16 protein-coding genes are annotated in these 15,646 nt (G+C 42.2%); 12 read left to right on the plus strand and 4 right to left on the minus strand.

Translation table 11 applies throughout. The features are described 5' to 3' along the window. Nucleotides 1-12: 12 nt before the first annotated feature. Together DFO72_RS05435 and DFO72_RS29300 are read right to left on the minus strand one after the other, a co-directional pair. A complete protein-coding gene (locus tag DFO72_RS05435; RefSeq protein WP_113881045.1) occupies nt 13-1,035 on the minus strand; it encodes a DUF1646 family protein in 1,023 nt (340 codons plus the stop codon). Between the two features lie 119 nt (nt 1,036-1,154). Beyond that, nucleotides 1,155-1,319 (minus strand): hypothetical protein, encoded by a 165-nt coding sequence (locus tag DFO72_RS29300; RefSeq protein WP_166672423.1) that lies wholly within the window; start codon nt 1,317-1,319, stop codon nt 1,155-1,157. 247 nt (nt 1,320-1,566) lie between these two features. On the opposite strand from DFO72_RS29300, the gene DFO72_RS05440 reads away from it, so the two are divergent. The 4 genes from DFO72_RS05440 (at nt 1,567) to DFO72_RS05455 (ending at nt 5,247) form a co-directional block, all read left to right on the plus strand. After that, nucleotides 1,567-2,727: an MFS transporter gene (locus DFO72_RS05440; protein ID WP_113881044.1), complete on the plus strand. Its 1,161-nt coding sequence runs from the start codon at nt 1,567-1,569 to the stop codon at nt 2,725-2,727. A gap of 217 nt (nt 2,728-2,944) precedes the next feature. Next, nucleotides 2,945-4,198: a methyl-accepting chemotaxis protein gene (locus DFO72_RS05445; RefSeq protein WP_113881043.1), complete on the plus strand. Its 1,254-nt coding sequence runs from the start codon at nt 2,945-2,947 to the stop codon at nt 4,196-4,198. 95 nt (nt 4,199-4,293) lie between these two features. Further along, nucleotides 4,294-4,917, plus strand: coding sequence for a nuclease-related domain-containing protein (locus DFO72_RS05450; protein WP_113881042.1), 624 nt, complete (start codon nt 4,294-4,296; stop codon nt 4,915-4,917). 27 nt (nt 4,918-4,944) lie between these two features. Then, entirely contained in the window at nt 4,945-5,247 is a 303-nt protein-coding gene (locus DFO72_RS05455; RefSeq protein ID WP_243856069.1) for a hypothetical protein, read from the plus strand. A gap of 200 nt (nt 5,248-5,447) precedes the next feature. On the opposite strand, the gene DFO72_RS05460 is transcribed toward DFO72_RS05455, so the two are convergent. Beyond that, nucleotides 5,448-6,332 (minus strand): hydroxymethylglutaryl-CoA lyase, encoded by an 885-nt coding sequence (locus DFO72_RS05460; RefSeq protein WP_113881040.1) that lies wholly within the window; start codon nt 6,330-6,332, stop codon nt 5,448-5,450. Further along, nucleotides 6,329-7,000, minus strand: coding sequence for a GntR family transcriptional regulator (locus DFO72_RS05465; protein ID WP_113881039.1), 672 nt, complete (start codon nt 6,998-7,000; stop codon nt 6,329-6,331). The genes DFO72_RS05460 and DFO72_RS05465 overlap by 4 nt, the downstream gene beginning before the upstream one ends. Before the next feature lie 219 nt (nt 7,001-7,219). On the opposite strand from DFO72_RS05465, the gene DFO72_RS05470 reads away from it, so the two are divergent. The 8 genes from DFO72_RS05470 (at nt 7,220) to DFO72_RS05505 (ending at nt 15,639) form a co-directional block, all read left to right on the plus strand. Next, a complete protein-coding gene (locus DFO72_RS05470) occupies nt 7,220-8,422 on the plus strand; it encodes a CaiB/BaiF CoA transferase family protein (protein ID WP_113881038.1) in 1,203 nt (400 codons plus the stop codon). Between the two features lie 12 nt (nt 8,423-8,434). Then, a complete protein-coding gene (leuC, locus tag DFO72_RS05475) occupies nt 8,435-9,862 on the plus strand; it encodes a 3-isopropylmalate dehydratase large subunit (RefSeq protein WP_113881037.1) in 1,428 nt (475 codons plus the stop codon). Then, a complete protein-coding gene (gene leuD, locus DFO72_RS05480) occupies nt 9,859-10,464 on the plus strand; it encodes a 3-isopropylmalate dehydratase small subunit (protein WP_113881036.1) in 606 nt (201 codons plus the stop codon). Before leuC ends, leuD begins: the two co-directional genes overlap by 4 nt. A 25-nt stretch (nt 10,465-10,489) precedes the next feature. Next, complete coding sequence (locus DFO72_RS05485; RefSeq protein WP_113881035.1) at nt 10,490-10,750, plus strand: hypothetical protein; 261 nt, start codon at nt 10,490-10,492, stop codon at nt 10,748-10,750. Further along, nucleotides 10,747-12,255: a sodium:solute symporter family protein gene (locus tag DFO72_RS05490; protein ID WP_113881034.1), complete on the plus strand. Its 1,509-nt coding sequence runs from the start codon at nt 10,747-10,749 to the stop codon at nt 12,253-12,255. The genes DFO72_RS05485 and DFO72_RS05490 overlap by 4 nt, the downstream gene beginning before the upstream one ends. A gap of 25 nt (nt 12,256-12,280) precedes the next feature. After that, entirely contained in the window at nt 12,281-13,528 is a 1,248-nt protein-coding gene (locus DFO72_RS05495) for an MFS transporter (protein ID WP_113881033.1), read from the plus strand. A 20-nt stretch (nt 13,529-13,548) separates the two neighbouring features. Continuing rightward, a complete protein-coding gene (locus DFO72_RS05500; protein ID WP_113881032.1) occupies nt 13,549-14,145 on the plus strand; it encodes a flavin reductase family protein in 597 nt (198 codons plus the stop codon). 123 nt (nt 14,146-14,268) lie between these two features. After that, complete coding sequence (locus DFO72_RS05505; protein ID WP_113881031.1) at nt 14,269-15,639, plus strand: aldehyde dehydrogenase; 1,371 nt, start codon at nt 14,269-14,271, stop codon at nt 15,637-15,639. The last annotated feature ends 7 nt before the right edge of the window (nt 15,640-15,646 follow it).

Consider the following 15,646-nt stretch of genomic DNA (forward strand, 5'->3'; position numbering starts at 1 on the left):
CTCAAACCCCTTTCAATTTCCCGTTACCAAAATCAGCACAAAATATCCAATCATCGTGATTAACCCAAAAGGAACACCGAATACTGCCCACTCTTTACTCGTAATCTGCAGTTTACCCGCAGCAATAATATTGGGAATATTCCCTGGAATAAGCATACCTCCGCTGATCAGCAGTCCAAGGAGGATGGATTGAACCGTAAAATGGTCCATTGATGGGCTTATTTCTGCAGCTGCAAGTGTTGCATTGTCCAGTACAGCAGAAATCATATTAATCCAATATAATAAAAGTGGATTTAACCCTATTAAAAAGTGGTTGATTAACGGTTCAAAACCGGCCCCAAGCATCGTCAGGCCCATGACAAAGAAATATATTTTCAAAGCCCTGACAAAAATTTCTTCATAGTTTTCACTGTCAGGTTTTTTAGTAAAGGATGCTTTCCCGGAAACAGGAGGCTTAACAGCAAGTGCGGCCATTATTCCGAAAAATAGCAGGGCAATGGTGATTTGCGGTCCAACCAATTCCATCAAAAAGAAGAAGTCTTCTTTCATTTTACTGATTGCAATGGTGGAAAGCGGCTCGCCAATCGGCGTCAATGCTGCACCCAGTCCAATCGAAAAACAGGCTAGTACTGTCAGCCTGATTTCAGAGCTTCTGTCCAGCCGAAGGGCACTGACGACCAATACAAGAACTAACGCAGCGATAATAGCTGTAATCACACTTGAAATTAACCCAAGAAAAATGACAATCAAAGCTGCAAATAAACGAAAAGGCATAATCCGGCTTACGGATAGGATGCTTCTTTCCAAATATGCCTGAAACCATTTAAACAGCAGTCCAGCAAAAAAGACAGCAAGAGTAATTTTTACAGGTTCCTGTGCTGCTTTTACAAAAAGTCCGCCATTCAGAACTCCGCTTGCCAGTGCAGCTGAAAGCCCCATTACAAATAAAAACATCTCCAGATTTTTTTCTACGAACTCGGAAAGAAAAGGCATGACAAGAACAATAATGAAAATAACCACCAACAAATAAATCATAAATCCTGCTCCATTTGGTTATTTTCCAAGTTAAACACAAGGAATACTACATGCTTATGCTGTGAATCGGACAAACTTGCCATAAAAAATCCCTGCAGGAGACCCGCAGGGATTGTCATTTAATTATAGTCATTTAATACTGTTCCAGAAAGATCAAATTCAGGTTCATTGCTTTTTATGGCATTTGTGTCAGCAGGAGTTGTACCGGCAGGCTGTATTTCGTCAACAGCAGGTGATGTTAGAGGGGATAAACTGCACTCTTTCTTTGCTTGATTGTCCAACAAATGAATCAACTCCTTTATAGTATTTGTTATTTACATTCCTATTTAATTGTTATATTCAAACATGTAATTTATGGAAGTTGTTTTAGTAAGGTATTTTTATGTTATCCCAAAAAAGAAAATATATTTACAAAGCAGCATTTATTATTTTTCGATTATTCTATCCTTTGAGCTTAATCTATTTGGTATGTTAAGATGTTATTTTATAAAAATTTTAAAGAACAGCTTGATACTAGAGAGGAAGTTCAGCTTGGATAAACGCATCTATTTATTAGCAATCATATCGTTTGTTGTTGGAATGGTGGAATTGATTATAGGCGGGCTGCTGGATCTTGTAGCTTCAGATCTTGGTGTCAGTTTGGGGCAGGCAGGTCTGTTAATTACAGTTTTCTCGCTCGCCTTTGCTATTGCCGCGCCCGTCCTGCTTACGCTTACGGTTAAAATGGAACGCAGCCGTTTAATGATGATATCATTGGCTGTATTTTTGGCCGGTAATATTGTTGCCGTATTTAGCCCGCTTTACAGTGTATTATTAGTTGGCAGAGTTTTAGCGGCAGCAAGCGGCTCGCTGCTTATCGCATTATGTATGACAATGGCATCCTACATCGTCACGGAAGAATATCGTGCACGTGCCATCGGCATCGTCTTTATGGGGATCAGTGCCTCCCTTGTGCTGGGTGTGCCCATTGGATTAATGCTTGGAAATGTTTTTGGCTGGCGCGCTCCGTTTGTACTCATATCTGTACTGACAGTCATATCAATAGCAGGCGTTTATTTCTTTATGGGAAAAGTTGCTCCAAAGCCCGCTGTTCCTATAGGCATCCAGCTAAAAACCCTGAAAAGCCGCAAAATTGCTCTAACACAGATAACATCGTTCCTGTTAATGACTGGCCATTTAACTTTTTACGGTTATCTTACTCCATTCCTCAAGATTAAAATGGGGCTTGACGGCAGCTGGGTCAGCATTGTTTACCTGATTTTCGGAATTGCAGCTGTCATCGGAGGAGGAATCGGCGGTCTCCTGGCTGACCGTTTTGGTGCAAAATCTGTCATTTTGACTCTTCTTGCCATGTTTGGGATTACCCTTTTCTCATTGCCGTTCGCCGCTTTTTCTCTGCCCGTTTTCCTGATCACCGTAGTCATTTGGAGTATGCTCAGCTGGGCGGTCACACCAGCCATACACAGCTATTTAATTGAAGTGACACCGGAAACTTCTGATATCCAGCAAACATTGAACAATTCAGCAGTTCACATGGGAATGGCATTTGGCAGCATGATCGGCGGCATCATGATCGAGACCACCTCAGTAGAATATAATGCACCAGCAGGGAGTGTTTTTATTATTATTGCTTTTGGCACTGCAGTTTTGTCCATGGCTAAAAAAGAGAGAAGGACTGCTGCAGCTGAATAGATTTTTAATGCCAGCTTCTTGGAAGGCTGGCATTTCTATTTGCTGAAAGATGACAAACTATTTAAATTATTTTAAAAATAATCCTACGAAATATATTGATATATTTTCCTTTCATCCACTATAATCAAATTGTCAGGTGGTAAAAGAAGATATTTGAGGAGGAATTTGTAAATTGTTTTTTTATAATAATAAATGATAGAAAAAGGGGTTCCGTCTCATGAGTCAACTTAGCTATATGCTCCGTACTTTAATTGTCATTATCCCTACTGTATTGATCATAAGCGTTGCAGTTTGCGTTGGTAACGGATTGAAAGGAAGTGCGTTTTGGATCACCATTGCTTTTATTGTGATTCTCGGTTCGCTTGCCGGAATATTATCAGCATTTATGAACTACCGAAAGTTTATTGCACCCATCGGCAAAATTAATGCCTTTATCGATGAACTCGCAGATGGAAATATGTCCACAAGACTTGACGAAAAATCAGTAGGACAGCTGGGTTCGATTGCTTCAGCTCTGAATCATACTGCATCTGCCTGGCAGGAAGTGCTGAATAAAGTGGTTTTGGCTTCGAACGAAGTCACACAATATGCACAGCAGCTGTCATCAGGTGCCCAGCAGACAAATATGGCAACAAGCCACATTGCTGACGTCATTGAAGAAGTAGCAGCAGGTGCCGATAATCAGGTCAAGGGAGTCGGAACTGCCTCCAATGTCATCATGCAGATGTCCGAAAGCCTGACACAGGCTGCGGCAAACTCAGAACAGGTTACAGAGCAAATCAACGATTCACTGGAAAAAGCAAATCATGGTTCTGCATCCATTTCAACAGCAGGATGCCAAATGAACTCTATTCATGTGAATGTGCAGGATTTATCCAAAGTGGTAAAAGGCCTTGGCCAGCGTTCGCAGGAGATCGGAAAGATTATCGAAGTAATTACAGGCATTGCCGCTCAAACAAATCTTCTGGCATTAAATGCTGCCATTGAAGCGGCCCGTGCAGGAGAGCAGGGAAAAGGCTTTGCCGTTGTAGCAAACGAGGTTAGAAACCTCGCTGAAAAATCTGCAGAATCCACCCTGCAAATCAGCCAGCTGATATCAAAAATCCAGGAAGAAACCACTCAGGTTGTCCAGACAATGGATACGGTTAATCATGAAGTAACCGAAGGAATGGAAGTTATGAAGGATGCAGGCGAATCTTTCAAACAAATCCAGCAGTCTGTCAGCACAGTGACGAATCAAATGGAGGAAGTCGCTTCAGCCATTCAGCAAATGTCTGTCGGTTCGCAGCAAATGGTTCAATCCATGGACGAGATATCCCATGTGGCAAATGAATCTGCCATGGGTACACAAAGTGTACTGGCTTCAACGGAAGAACAGGCTGCATCAATGGAGGAAATATCACTCTCTGCTGACCAGCTTACGAGCATGGCAGAGGATTTGAAAGGGTTAATCAGCAGATTTAAACTGTAGTAAAAAAGAGTTCAGGTGAAAACCTGAACTCTTTTATAAGTTTGAAGGGGATTCAACCACTCAAAAGACTGATAAAAGGAGAGGAGTGATTTAATTTGATAAAAAAAGAAAGAAAGGTATCCGATTTTATAACAAAACTTGAAGCATTATTAAGGCGCATGCCTGAAATGGAGCCGGGGAGGGACAGGGCAGTATCTGAATTGAACAAACGCAGAGCCGGATATTTAGGGGAACAAAAGCTGGATTATTATTTGAGTTTTTTGGACGAAAAGGAGTGTTGGATTTACCATAGCCTCCGGCTTTCAAATGGAAGTCAATTTTTCCAGATAGATACCTTGCTCCTAACGAAATCATTCGCCATGATCCTTGAGGTGAAAAACTGGAACGGAACCATCATCTTTGAACCCGAATTCCACCAGGTTATACGAATCCATAACGATAAGGAGGAAGCTTTCCACGACCCGATTTCCCAGGCTGAACACCAAAGCCGGCAATTAAAAAAGTGGCTGGCTGCAAATGGTTTCCCGGATATCCCCATAGAATTTCCCGTCATTATCAGCAGTCATTCCACCATCATCAAATCTCCTTCTAAACAAACCTCAAAAAAAGTTATGCATGCCCACCGATTATTAAGTAACCTTAATTCCATTAAAAAATATAATTCTATTGAAAGATTAAATGAAAAACAAATAAAAAAAATAAGTCATACACTTTTGTAAAAACATATCGAGCATGAAATTGATATAATGAAATATTTAAAAATAAATCCAGATACATTACTTACTGGTGTACATTGTCCCAAATGTGGTTCACTGCCAATGATTTACCATTGGGGACAGTGGAGATGTCCAGTATGTAAAACCACTTCTGATACGGCACATCATCAAGCAGTAGTGGATTATTTTTATCTGATTAAACCGTCTATTACAAATGCTGAATTTCGCAGGTTTACCCATTTAGCATCTGTTTTTTCTGCCTCAAGATTACTTGGCCAGATGAATCTTCAGCAAGGTGGTGAAAAGAAGAATAGGTATTATATAAAACCTTGATACTAATTGTGAACTTTGAAAATAAAAACATTAAACTTGCAAATAAATATAAAAATTTTGCAAATAAAAACACCAAACTAGCAAACAAATCTAAAATTCAGCAAACAAATCAGTAAAACCAGCAAATAAATTTTTACGACGACCATTTACGGCCGCTACAGCACAAAAAAAGCCACCTCCCTAGATGGCTTTTCCCGCAATTAAGCTATTCCAGCCTTCATCAACATTCCATCCAGCGGCCGTTCCATCACTGTTTCCATCCACTTTGCTGTTTCCAGTACAGCAGGAAGGTCTGTCCCCGTATTCACACCCATGCCGTGGAACATATTGATCATATCTTCTGTACAAACATTTCCGACTGCTTTCGGAGCAAATGGACAACCGCCAAGTCCGGCGATGGAGGAATCAAAACGGCGGACACCCGCCTGATATCCCGCCAAAACATTTGCCAGTCCCAAACCGCGTGTGTTATGGAAATGGAGGCCAAGCGAAAGTTCCTTTCCAAAGGCATCAAAAAATGACTCTACTATTTTTTGGACCTGAGTGGGATTGGCCATACCCGTTGTATCAGCCAGGGTGATTTCCGAACAGCCGGCTTCCATAAATCGCTCTGCCACTTTAAGCACGTTTTCGAAAGGAACATTACCTTCAAAAGGGCAGCCGAATGCAGTTCCTAGTACCCCAGCCACACCTTTTCCTGATGCAGCTCCTTCTTTAATCACTAAAGTGAGCTCACCAACAGCCTGCTCAACAGTCCTTTTTACATTCCGTAAATTGAATGAATCACTTGTTGTTGTAACTACATGAAGAAAATCCACATCGGTCTTGAGTGCGCGATCAAGACCAGAGCGGCTTAAAACCAGTCCGCCGAACCGGACGCCATTTCTTTTAGGAAGCGATTTCAAAACTTGCTCTGCATCAGCCATGGGAGGAACAACCTTTGGATTGACAAAAGATACAGCTTCTATATTGCGGATGCCGGAGTCAATTAATCTAGTAATCAATTCAACTTTTGTTTCGGTTTGAACAATTTTAGACTCATTTTGCAAACCATCACGCGGACCAACTTCACAAATTTCAATCATTTTACTTCCTCCTTCAGCAGATGAATATTTTTAATTTGCTCCAGGTGTTTCAAAACATGATCACGGCCTTGATAAATATGCTCATGCATAGCAATGCGGGCTCGTTCTGGCTCACTATTTTTAATAGCTTCCAAAATGGTTTTATGTACCTCAAGGGATTGTTTAAGCTGAAAGCTGTTATACCAATAGAAGGACCTGAACACGATTGGAACTACGACAACCTTTGATATGTGGAAATGAATATGCTCATTTTTTGAAGCATTCACTATCGTTTCATGAAACTTCTGGTTTACCTGAACAATATCTTTCAGGCTTTCCATATCAGATTCCACATACCGGCTAATGGCTTCTTCATATAAAATATTGGCTTTTTCCATTTCCAGCAGGTCATTTTCTGACCTGTGGATCGCCGCCTGACTGGCAGCGTACCCTTCCAGAAGAGTTCGCAGGTCATAGATTTGCCTTATATCATCTTTTGTAAAATGCCTTACGCTGACACCGCGCTTTAATGGAATAACGAGGCCTTCTGCTTCAAGCTGTTTAATTGCCTCTCTAATAGGAGTGCGGCTAAGATTCATCTCTTTAGCTAATGATTCCTCAGCAAGCCGCATGCCAGGGACAAATTTCCCTTCAATAATCGCATCTCTAATAAATTCGTATGCATCCATAACAACACCTCAACTGTATTGTATACAAACAGTAATAATATTACAACAAATATTCTGAATATTTATAACAGGACATGATCGCATAAGGGTTTCTTATGAAATTTCAGAAAAATTATGAAATTTACATTGACTTATTGTATACAAACAATTAAATTTGTATACAAGATTAAGAAAATTAAAATTTAACAACACATTCAAGAAATTACAGGAGGGAAATCCATGTCAGAAAAACAGCTTCCACTGGAAGATATCAGAGTCATCGAGCTTGGCACGCTTCTAGCGGGCCCATTCTCCGGACGGCTTTTAGGCGACTTTGGTGCGGAAATCATTAAGGTCGAGCCTCCGGGTAAATCCGACCCCATGAGAAATTGGGGGAAATCAAAAGATGGGATAGGGCTTTGGTGGCCTATTCAATCGCGGAATAAAAAATCGATTTCATTAAACCTTAGGGAGGAGGAAGGACAGCAGGTTTTAAGGGAGCTTATTAAAGAAGCAGATGTTGTCATTGAGAATTTCCGCCCAGGTACAATGGAAAAATGGAATTTGTCCTATGAAGCACTTTCCGAAATCAACCCTAAATTAATCATGGTGCGGACTTCGGGCTATGGCCAGACTGGACCTTATAAGCATCGTGCAGGATTCGGAAGCGTTGGTGAAGCAATGGGCGGGCTTAGAAATGTAACCGGTTTCCCCGACAGACCGCCATCAAGAATTGGTGTATCAATGGGTGATACTTTAGCTGCACTTTTTGCTACAATTGGCTGCCTGGTTGCATTACACGAGAGGGAGCGCTCCGGAAAGGGACAGGTTGTCGATACGGCTCTCTATGAATCTGTTTTCTCCGTGATGGAAAGCATTATTCCGGATTATCTCTTAGCCGGATACATAAGGGAAAGGATGGGCAATATCCTGCCAGGTGTAGCACCATCCAACATTTACTTCACACAGGACAAAACTTACATCGTTATAGGAGCCAATGCAGATGGAGTATTCCGCAGGTTATGCGAGGCCATGGAACAGCCGGAATTGGCAGATGACTCAAGGTTCGCGACTCACCATGCAAGAGGAGAAAACATGAAGCTTCTTGACTCCATGATTGAAGAATGGACAAAGACTCTCCCCGCTAAAGAAGCGCTTAAAATTCTGGAAGATAAGGGAGTTCCATCAGGGCTCATTTATACGGCTAAAGATATTCTGGAAGATCCTCATTATAAGGAACGTGACATGATTATTAAAGTAGATCATCCGCAGCTGGGAGAATTCCCGATGCCTGGCATTGTGCCAAAATTAAGCAGGACACCAGGGGAAGTGAAGCATGCCGGCCCGGAAGAAATGGGCAAGCATAATCATGCAGTATACACAGGCCTTCTTGGGTTCAATGAAGAGAGATTAGAAGAATTGAAGAAAAATAATATCATTTAGGAGGGCTTCAGAATGGGGCGGACCTTATATGAGAAAATCTGGGAAAAACATGCAGTCGTGGAGGTACAGAATCAGCCTTCCCTTTTGTATATTGATCTTCATTTAGTACATGAGGTCACATCACCACAGGCATTTGAAGGCTTAAGAATCAAGAATCGCAAAGTGAGAAGGCCGGATCTGACTGTGGCTACCATGGATCACAGCATTCCAACAACCGACCGTTCTCTTCCTTTTAAAGACCAAGTAGCCAAAAAGCAAGTTGACGCTCTGGCAAAAAACTGCAGGGAGTTTGGCATACAGCTTTTTGACCTGGATAGCCGAAATCAGGGAATTGTACACGTCATTGCCCCGGAGCTTGGGTTAACACAGCCCGGGATGACCATCGTCTGCGGTGACAGCCATACCTCTACACATGGAGCTTTCGGGGCACTTGCCTTTGGCATTGGCACAAGTGAAGTAGAACATGTCCTTGCCACTCAGACATTAAAGCAATTTAAATCCAAAACATTAGCGATTAATATACACGGCACTTTGCCGCAAGGAACTACTGCCAAAGATCTGATACTTTCAATCATTGGAAAGTATGGCCATGATTTTGCTACTGGTTTTGTTGTGGAGTATCGTGGTGAAGCGATTCGTAATTTAACAATGGAAGAGCGAATGACCATATGTAATATGAGCATTGAAATGGGAGCAAGGGCAGGACTGATTCAGCCAGACGAAAAAACCTTCAATTATTTGAAAGGGAAACAAGCAGTACCTGATGGAATGGAGTGGGAAGAGGCTCTTGCAGAATGGAAGAAATATTATACTGACGAAGATGCCGAATTTGATCTGACTGCTGACTTTAATGCAGCTGAAATAATCCCGCAGGTTACCTGGGGGACAAATCCGGGCCAAGTAGCAGGAATTACAGAAGTTATACCGCTAATGGAAGATTTGCCTGCAAGTCAAATAGGACCAGCTAAAAAAGCATTAAAGTACATGGGCCTTCAGCCAGGAGCACCTATCACAGAAATAGGTATCAATAAAGTGTTTATCGGCTCCTGTACAAACAGCCGAATAGAAGATCTTAGAAAAGCGGCAAAAATCGTAAACGGTTACAAAGTTGCTGAACATGTGGAAGCTCTCGTAGTTCCTGGTTCACAGCTCGTAAAAATGCTGGCAGAAGCTGAAGGTCTTGACCAAATTTTTATCAGCGCCGGTTTTCAATGGAGAGAAGCAGGATGCAGCATGTGCCTCGGTATGAATGAGGATTTGGTTCTTCCGGAAGAACGCTGTGCATCAACCTCCAACAGGAATTTTGAAGGCAGGCAGGGAAGAAATGCGAGAACCCATTTGGTCAGTCCTGAAATGGCAGCCGCAGCAGCGATTGCCGGCCGTTTTATAGATGTAAGGGAGTGGCCTGTTAAGTATAACAAGGAGGTCGGTGTACAATGAAGTCTCTTACCGGATTTACAGGCATAGTTGCTCCGCTTGATGCAGCAAATGTCGACACAGATGCCATCATTCCAAAACAGTTTTTAAAAAGAATTGAAAGGACTGGATTTGGCGAATTCCTCTTCTACGAATGGCGATACGAAAATGGGGTGGAAAAACCAGATTTCATTCTAAATCGAGAGCCCTACCGGCATGCACCCATTTTGCTGGCAAGGAAAAACTTTGGCTGCGGTTCATCCAGAGAGCATGCACCCTGGGCGCTTGGTGAATATGGGATTAAAGTGATCCTGGCACCCTCATTCGCTGATATTTTCTATAATAATTGTTTTAAAAATGGCATCCTGCCAGTTGCCTTGCCTGAAAAGGATATTGAAGTTTTATTTCAAAAAAGCAATGAATCACCTGGTTATCAGCTGAGGGTAGATTTAGAGAATCAAAGAATTGAAGACTCTTTCGGATATATGGCCGAATTCGATATCGTTTCTTATCGAAAAGACCAGCTGTTAAAAGGGCTGGACGAAATCGGAGCAACCCTTCAATCAGCTGAATTAATAGACTCCTTTGAATCGGCACATAAGATTTTCTATAAGCTGGAGATGTAAATTTCAGTAAAAGGGAGGAAGCCATATGGAAAACAGAACGATAAAAGAACCTATTCGAAAAAAATGGATTTGGATAGTCCTCGCCATCATAACACTTGGCGTTGTACCCTGGTATTTCCCGGATGCAGCATCAGAGCCCTATATTCTCGGGTTTCCGTTATGGGCATTTATCTCGGCAGTTTTTTCCATTATCATGTGCGGATATTTAAGCTGGCTTTGTGTGAATGAGTGGAATATCGTGGAGGACCAGGAAGAAGCCGAAAAAGCAAAGGGGGATAAATCATGAATGATTTAGCATTTGCAGGCACAGATGGGATCATTATTTTATCAGCCTTTGCCATAATCATGCTGTTAATCGGATACTTTTCGGGCAGAGGTGAGAAAAACCTTCATCACACTCTTTCAGGGTACTACCTTGCCGGAAGGAATCTCGGTTTTATCGCACTCTTTTTCACCCTATATGCGACTCAATATAGCGGGAATACCATTGTCGGATATGCACCAACAGCATATAGAACAGGTTTCTCCTGGATTCAGTCCATTTCATTTATGACAATCATTATCGGAATCTATTTACTGTTTGCACCAAGGTTATATGTCATTGCAAAGAAAAGAAACTTTGTTACACCTACTGACTGGATCGATCACCGCTTTAAATCGAAAGCAGTCACACTGCTTAGCATTTTTCTTATGCTTTGGGGGCTTGGAAACTATCTTTTAGAACAGCTTGTCGCAATCGGCCAGGCTGTATCAGGGATGACAGGCGGCACGATCCCATACCAAATAGCTGTTATCGTCTTTGTAGCTGTTATGCTTGCCTATGAGTGGATGGGCGGTATGAAGGCAGTTGCTTTTACGGATGTTATGCAAGGCATTGTTCTCATGATTGGAATTATTGTCTTCCTCATCGGCGGCTTGTATCTTGTCGGAGGGAATTTCTCTGATGTTACAAGGTATGTAGCAGAACTGGAGCCCGCTAAAACGGCAGTTCCTCCAATGGAAGTGAATATCAATTGGCTGAGTATGCTCCTGCTTGTTGGACTGGGAGCAAGTATTTATCCGCACGCTGTTCAAAGAATATATTCTGCGCAAAGCGAAAAAACACTGAAAAAGTCATTTGCCCGCATGGCATGGATGCCGCCAATTACAACAGGGCTTGTATTTATGGTGGGCATTATTGGAATTATGCTTTTTCCGGGACTGGATAAGACGGGTTCTGAACAGCTCGTCGGTCTGATGGCCAATGAGATTGCAGCTATTAATCCATTTTATTACTGGATTATGATCATCTTCTTTGGCGGGATTGTAGCTGCCATTATATCTACAGCCGACTCCGTTCTGCTTAGCTTTTCATCTATGCTTTCAAATGACGTATATGGAAAATTCATCAATCCAAAGGCATCTGAACATAAGAAGGTCATGGTTGGGAAAATATGCGGAATCATTGCCATCATCATTCTCCTGTGGATTGCCTGGAACCCTCCGGGAACGCTTTATGAAATTTTCGTCTTGAAATTCGAATTGCTTGTTCAGGTATTCCCTGCTTTTGTACTGGGTTTATATTGGAAGCGCTTATCAGGAAAGGCTGTCTTCTGGGGGATGCTTGCAGGCGCTATATTAGCAGGAGTGCTTACGCTTACAGGCTATAAAACCATCTATGGAATTCACGGCGGAGTCATGGGGTTAGGACTGAACTTCTTTATCTGTATTGCTGGATCTCTATTAGCTCCAGCTGTTTCAAAGAGCAAAGGTCTGGAGGAAGATTTGACTGCAATCAATTTAAAGGCATAAAAGCCAAAAAAAGAGATGATTAATTATGAGTAATTCACTGGCAGAAAAGCAATTTGCCATCAATGAAAATCCATGGAAAATGCTATTATTTCTTCTGCTGGCACAGCTGATGGTAGCATTTGTTGGCAGAAGCATTGGACCGCTGGGAGTATTAATCGGGGAGGATCTTTCTTTGACCAAGTCGCAAATCGGCATGCTCCCCGCGGCTCTCTTTTTGGGCCAGGCTATCATTTCAGTTCCAGCCGGATTTCTGACTGACCTTGCAGGATCCCGTAAATTATTGGTTCTGGCGTCGGCTTTAATGGGGCTAGGATTTCTGTTCATGACTTTACTTCATGATTTCTGGCTTGTCCTGTTATTGATTGTTATCGGCGGAATTGGGTATGGATCCATGCACCCGATCACAAATAGAGGCATCATTTATTGGTTCCCGCTCAAACAGCGGGGAACCGCAATGGGAATAAAACAAACCGGCATCACAGCAGGATCTGCTCTGGCCAGTTTGATACTGCTTCCGCTTAGTGTAACTTTTGGCTGGAGATTTGTACTTCTTACGGCTTGCCTTCTTTTATTGGCGGGGGGATTTGTTTCGTATCATTTTTACCGGGATCCGCCTGAACTGGAACATGCGAAGGGCAGCAGAATGAGTCTGCTCCAATTTTATAGATCGATGTTTAAAATGTTTAAAAATAAAGCTTTGATGCTGATAAGCTTTAGTGCTCTTGGTTTAAATGGTACACAAATGTGCTTAAATACGTATATTGTTTTATTTGCCTATGAACAGTTGAATATTTCAATCTTTTTATCAGGTATTCTCCTGGTTATATCTGAAATATCCGGAACCATTGGCAGGGTTGCCTGGGGAATCATAAGCGACAGGCTTTTTGAAGGAAAGCGTGTTGTAATTCTTATGATTATTACCATTATTACTGCATTGGCCAGTACCTCAGCTGCTGTCATTACTTCAGCCCCATTTTGGGTAATGGCTCCCATTACAGCTCTGTTTGGATTTGCAGCTTCAGGCTTCAATGGCATCTGGATGAATCTTGCAAGTGAATTGGTGCCGAAAGAACAAGCTGGCATCTCAAGCGGGATCAGTATCACACTGGGATCAGCTGGAGCCATTATCATTCCGCCCTTGTTCGGTTTAATCGTGGATAAGACTGGTCAATTTTCTTCCGGGTGGTTTTTAATCACAGGCATGATGTTTATTGTTTTTACTTTACTTACAACATTATCGATTATGAATAAAAAGAATAACTTTGTTATTTAAACGTGGAAGGAGTGATCCGTTTGGAATTTAATCCCTCGGAACTTGGAGAAAAAGAAGTGTACAAGTTATTAACCGGATCTGTCGTCCCAAGGCCGATTGCCTGGGTTTCCACGGTATCTGAGGAAGGCGGCCAGAATCTCGCACCTTTCAGTTTTTTCACTGTTGCTTCAAGGAATCCTCCCATGCTCTGTATTTCAATTGGACCTGGGGTTGGCGACAGGGAAGGAACAGAAAAAGATACATTGGTCAATATTCGGGAGACAAAAGAGTTTGTCATCAATGTGGTTCCTGCCCCATTGGGAAACCAAATGCAAAAAAGTGCAGAGAATCTCCCTAGTGAGGCTGATGAGTTTAAAGCGGCAGGGCTTTCCGCTGCTGAAAGTCGTATGGTTGCCCCGAAGAGGGTAAAAGAAGCACCAATCCATATGGAATGCAAGCTGGAACAAATTATTAATCTAGGAAGCGATCATCTTATTATTGGGAGAATGGTACATTATCATATTGACGATGATTACTACCTCGGTAATTATAAAGTGAACTTAGAAAAACTGCAGCCGCTCGGAAGGCTGGCAGGAAACTATAGTGAAAGCAGTGAATTCTTTAAGCTGCCAAGATAATTATTCAAATGCCGGACCTTATGGCCGGCGTTTTTTTTGCAATGAGAGTAGACCTATTGATGTATTTCCGCCAGCCAAGATGATAATATAACCTTAAAACCTTGTCCCATTTGGAGGTATTCCATGGAAAACTACGCAGATCTCATTCAAAAACAAAGAAATTTCTTCACCCAGGGTAAAACAAAGGATGTCTCATTCCGAACGGAAGCGCTCGGCAAGCTGCGTTCGGTCATTAAGGAGCATGAGCAGGAATTGATGGATGCGTTAAAGGCAGATCTCAATAAATGTGAGTTCGATGCGTACTTGACGGAGATTGGAATACTCCTGGAGGAAATCCGTTTTACCTTGAAGCATTTAAAAAAATGGGCCAAACCCAGAAAAGTGAAGTCTTCCATAGCACAATTCGGTTCGAAAAGCTGGATATACCCTGAACCATATGGAGTTGCGCTAATCATAGCGCCATGGAATTATCCATTCCAGCTGGCGATTGCACCGCTGATCGGAGCGATAGCCGCAGGGAATTGCGCAATCCTGAAGCCATCGGAATTAACGCCGCAGACTTCGGCATTACTTTCAAAAATGATCAGCAAACATTTCCCACAAGAATATATTTCAGTTGTTGAAGGCGATGCAGAAACAAGCACAGCCCTATTAAATGAAAAGGCCGATTATATTTTCTTCACAGGCAGTGTCCCTGTTGGAAAAATCATCATGGAAGCAGCATCCAGGCACCTTACTCCCGTTACCCTTGAATTAGGAGGGAAGAGCCCTTGCATCGTGCATGATGATGCAAATTTGAAGCTTGCTGCGAAGAGAATTGCCTGGGGAAAATATATTAATGCCGGCCAAACTTGTGTGGCTCCAGATTATATTTATGTTCACAGCAGGATTAAAGATGAATTCCTGAAAGAATTAAAACAGGCAATTCAGGAGCTTTATGGAGAAAACCCGATTGCATCCGGCCAATTCACGCGAATCGTCAGTGAGAAACACTTCAGCCGTCTCACCAAATTTTTAACCAATGGGACTACTGTTCACGGGGGAAGGCATGATTTGAGCTCTCTCACCATAGAACCAACTGTACTTGGTAATATTAAATGGGCTGATGAAGTCATGCAGGATGAAATATTTGGACCAATTCTGCCAGTGCTGGAATTTGATAACTTGTCCGGGATGATTGCAGAGGTTACAGCACAGCCTAAGCCTTTAGCGCTATATATCTTCACAGAAAGTGAGGGTGTCCAAACCCATATTCTAAGCAGCATTTCATTTGGAGGAGGATGCATTAATGATACAGTTTATCATCTTAGTTCACCGTATCTGCCCTTCGGGGGAGTAGGGGAGAGCGGAATTGGAGCTTACCATGGCAAGGGAAGCTTTGATGTGTTTTCACATGAAAAAAGCATACTGAAGCAAACCACCAGATTCGATTTGCCATTCCGATATCCTACTACAAAAGATGCATTGAAAAAAGTGAAGCTTTTTATAAAATAACCGTCTT

The organism is Cytobacillus oceanisediminis, from assembly GCF_004366035.1.
GTDB lineage: Bacteria > Bacillota > Bacilli > Bacillales > Cytobacillaceae > Cytobacillus > Cytobacillus oceanisediminis_C.

Excerpts from the sequence above, each read along its gene's own strand:
- DFO72_RS05435 (WP_113881045.1), bottom strand. The coding sequence starts at position 1,035 with ATGATTTATTTGTTGGTGGTTATTTTCATTATTGTTCTTGTCATGCCT.
- DFO72_RS05445 (WP_113881043.1), top strand. The coding sequence starts at position 2,945 with ATGAGTCAACTTAGCTATATGCTCCGTACTTTAATTGTCATTATCCCT.
- DFO72_RS05455 (WP_243856069.1), top strand. The coding sequence starts at position 4,945 with ATGAAATATTTAAAAATAAATCCAGATACATTACTTACTGGTGTACAT.
- DFO72_RS05460 (WP_113881040.1), bottom strand. The coding sequence starts at position 6,332 with ATGATTGAAATTTGTGAAGTTGGTCCGCGTGATGGTTTGCAAAATGAG.
- DFO72_RS05465 (WP_113881039.1), bottom strand. The coding sequence starts at position 7,000 with ATGGATGCATACGAATTTATTAGAGATGCGATTATTGAAGGGAAATTT.
- DFO72_RS05470 (WP_113881038.1), top strand. The coding sequence starts at position 7,220 with ATGTCAGAAAAACAGCTTCCACTGGAAGATATCAGAGTCATCGAGCTT.
- leuC (WP_113881037.1), top strand. The coding sequence starts at position 8,435 with ATGGGGCGGACCTTATATGAGAAAATCTGGGAAAAACATGCAGTCGTG.
- leuD (WP_113881036.1), top strand. The coding sequence starts at position 9,859 with ATGAAGTCTCTTACCGGATTTACAGGCATAGTTGCTCCGCTTGATGCA.
- DFO72_RS05485 (WP_113881035.1), top strand. The coding sequence starts at position 10,490 with ATGGAAAACAGAACGATAAAAGAACCTATTCGAAAAAAATGGATTTGG.
- DFO72_RS05490 (WP_113881034.1), top strand. The coding sequence starts at position 10,747 with ATGAATGATTTAGCATTTGCAGGCACAGATGGGATCATTATTTTATCA.
- DFO72_RS05495 (WP_113881033.1), top strand. The coding sequence starts at position 12,281 with ATGAGTAATTCACTGGCAGAAAAGCAATTTGCCATCAATGAAAATCCA.
- DFO72_RS05505 (WP_113881031.1), top strand. The coding sequence starts at position 14,269 with ATGGAAAACTACGCAGATCTCATTCAAAAACAAAGAAATTTCTTCACC.